Origin of the sequence: Mesorhizobium sp. M4A.F.Ca.ET.050.02.1.1 (assembly GCF_003997725.1) — a bacterium.
Classification (GTDB): Bacteria; Pseudomonadota; Alphaproteobacteria; order Rhizobiales; family Rhizobiaceae; genus Mesorhizobium.
The window spans coordinates 1-2,786 of the sequence record NZ_RZSG01000777.1; the positions used below are offsets into that span (position 1 = coordinate 1).

2 protein-coding genes are annotated in these 2,786 nt (G+C 62.3%); one reads left to right on the forward strand and one right to left on the reverse strand.

Going from position 1 to position 2,786, the window contains the following annotated elements:
• Nucleotides 1-1,023 (reverse strand): DNA gyrase subunit A (locus tag EOA33_RS30980; RefSeq protein WP_281033578.1); only part of this gene is annotated, 1,023 nt, incomplete at its 3' end.
• Nucleotides 1,024-1,415: 392 nt separating this feature from the next.
• On the opposite strand from EOA33_RS30980, the gene EOA33_RS30985 reads away from it, so the two are divergent.
• A complete protein-coding gene (locus tag EOA33_RS30985; protein WP_126054976.1) occupies nucleotides 1,416-2,606 on the forward strand; it encodes a hypothetical protein in 1,191 nt (396 codons plus the stop codon).
• Nucleotides 2,607-2,786: the final 180 nt, after the last annotated feature.

Here is a 2,786-nt window from a genome sequence, read left to right on the forward strand (position 1 = left end):
GTTGAGCGGGAAGCGGCTTTCGAGCTCGGTCAGCTTGAACAGCGATTCCATCAGAATGCCGGGATCGACGCTGCGGCTCTTCGGCACCAGCACGATGCGGATATCCTCGGCGCTCTCGTCGCGGATGTCTTCGAGCAGCGGCAATTTGCGCGCCATCAGAAGCTCGGCGATCTTCTCGATCAGCCTGGCCTTCTGGACACCATAGGGGATCTCGGTGACGACGATGCTCCAGGTGCCCCTGCCCTGGTCCTCCTGGCCCCATTTCGCCCTGACGCGGAAGCCGCCGCGGCCGGTTTCATAGGCTTCGAGGATCGATGCGCGGCTATCGACGATGATGCCGCCGGTCGGGAAATCCGGGCCCTGGACGAAGTCCATCAGCGCGGTCACCGGCGCGTCGGGATTCTCGATCAGATGCAACGCCGCGTCGCAGAGCTCGGCGGCATTGTGCGGCGGGATCGAGGTCGCCATGCCGACTGCAATGCCGGACGAGCCGTTGGCGAGCAGGTTGGGGAAGGCGCCGGGCAGCACGACCGGCTCCTCGTCCTCCTCATTGTAGGTCGGGCGGTAGTCGACGGCATCCTCGGTGATGCCGGCGAGCAGCTCCGTCGCCACATCGGTCATGCGCGCTTCGGTGTAGCGCATGGCGGCGGCGTTATCGCCGTCGATATTGCCGAAATTACCCTGCCCGTCGACGAGCGGGTAGCGCATCGAGAAATCCTGCGCCAGCCTCACCAGCGCGTCATAGATCGACTGGTCGCCATGCGGATGAAACTTGCCCATCACCTCGCCGACGATACGCGCGCATTTAGCGAAGCCCTGGTCGGGGTTGAGTCTCAGCAGCCGCATGGCATGCATGATGCGGCGATGGACGGGCTTCAGCCCGTCGCGCACATCCGGCAATGCCCGGTGCATGATGGTCGACAGCGCATAGGCGAGATAGCGCTCCTCGAGCGCCTTCTTCAGATCGACCGGTTCGATATGGTCACCGCCGCCATCCGAAGGCGGCAAAAGCCTTTTTCCCATGGGTTTGCACTAGCCGAGCGGGTGATTCGCGGCAAGCGCCGGCTGGCCTAATCCGCGCCTCTCAAGCCCACGGGTGTGACGGATTTCACGGAATTGGCGACGCTCGCCGGCCAATTTGCGGCCCAACTGCAACATCGATTGCCCGCATGACGGCGCCAGCCAACATCAACCTGTTACACGCCCTGTCTATGGCAGGGCGATGCCGCATGGAAACCCGATCTTCATGACAAATTCACCGCTTCAAGCGATGAGGTCGGCCCGCCATTTGCCTTTCACCGTGATTTTCGACCATTGTGCCGGGAGACACCTTTTTCCCGTCCAGTTCGTCGCGGAATGGTGATGGCGCATAGGATCAAGAAGCAATTTCAGGACAACTCTCAGGGGACTTCGTGATGACATTCCAACGCTCAACTCTCAAGAAACTGGCTTTCTCGACCTTCCTGCTGACGCTGCCGCTCAATGCCGCCTTCGCGCAGGACACCGCCGTCGCCGATCGCCTCAAGGCGGCGCTTGCCGCCCAGGGCGTCGACATCTCCTGGACCGGGGTGAGTGGCGACGAGTCCAACATGGTGCTGCAGGGCGTGGCCGTGAAGCCGGCCGGCGAGAAGGAGCCGCTGACCATCGGCGACGTCAAGCTCGAAGGCGTCAGCGAAGCCGATGGCGGCTATGACATCGAAACCGTCTCGACCGCGGCCCTCGAGCACAGCAAGGACGGCGTCACGCTGTCGCTCAGCCCGTTCGTGATCCATGACATGACGGTGCCGGCCGAAGGCGCCACTGGCCCGCTCGGCTCGCTGATGATGTACAAGTCGGCCGAGCTCTCCAACATGACGGTCAAGGTTGCCGACAAGACCGCCTTCTCGATGGACGGACTTGCCATCGAGGTCAGCCCGCCGGAGGACGGCAAGGCGATGGAATTTTCCGGCACGACGGAAAAGTTCAATGCCGACCTGACCCTGGTCGAAGACCCCAAGTCCAAGGAGGCCATCGAAGCGCTCGGATACCAGAACATTTCGGGCAATATCGACATCGCCGGCACGTGGCAGCCGGCGGACGGCAAGATGGAGCTGTCGAAATACGACATTGCGGTCGACAATGCCGGCAAGCTCGGCATGACCTTCGGCCTCGGCGGCTATACGCTCGACTTCATCAAGTCGCTGCAGGAGATGCAGAAGAAGATGGCCGCGCAGCCCGAAGGCGCCGACAATTCGGCGCAGGGCATGGCCATGCTCGGCCTGTTGCAGCAGCTTTCGTTCAACAGCGCCTCGATCCGCTTCGACGACGATTCGCTGACCAACAAGGTGCTGGACTATGTTGGAAAGCAGCAGGGCATGTCGGGCAAGGACATCGCCAATCAGGCCAAGGCGATCGTGCCGTTCGGCATGGCCCAGCTCAACAATCCTGAGCTGACGGCCGAGGTAACGGCTGCGGTCGGCAAATATCTCGACGATCCGAAGAGTCTGGAGATTTCGGCCGAGCCACCGGCTGCGGTGCCGTTCGCGCTGATCATGGCCGGAGCGATGTCGAACCCGCTCGACCTGCCGAAGACGCTTGGCGTCAAGGTCAAGGCGAACGAGGACTGATCGGACTAGCTGCCTTCTCCCCGTGATACGGGGAGAAGGTGCCGGCAGGCGGATGAGGGGCAGCGCCGACGCCTGCAAATATGAAATTCAGTTTCTGACCCGATTGCCTGTCAGAAGGCTTCAGCTGCCACGACCGCTCGCAAATCACCGACGTCCGCGCTGCCCCTCATTGTCCTGCCG

What these genes read in the sequence shown, in the direction of transcription:
- EOA33_RS30985 (WP_126054976.1), top strand. Translation starts at nt 1,416, where the DNA reads ATGACATTCCAACGCTCAACTCTCAAGAAACTGGCTTTCTCGACCTTC.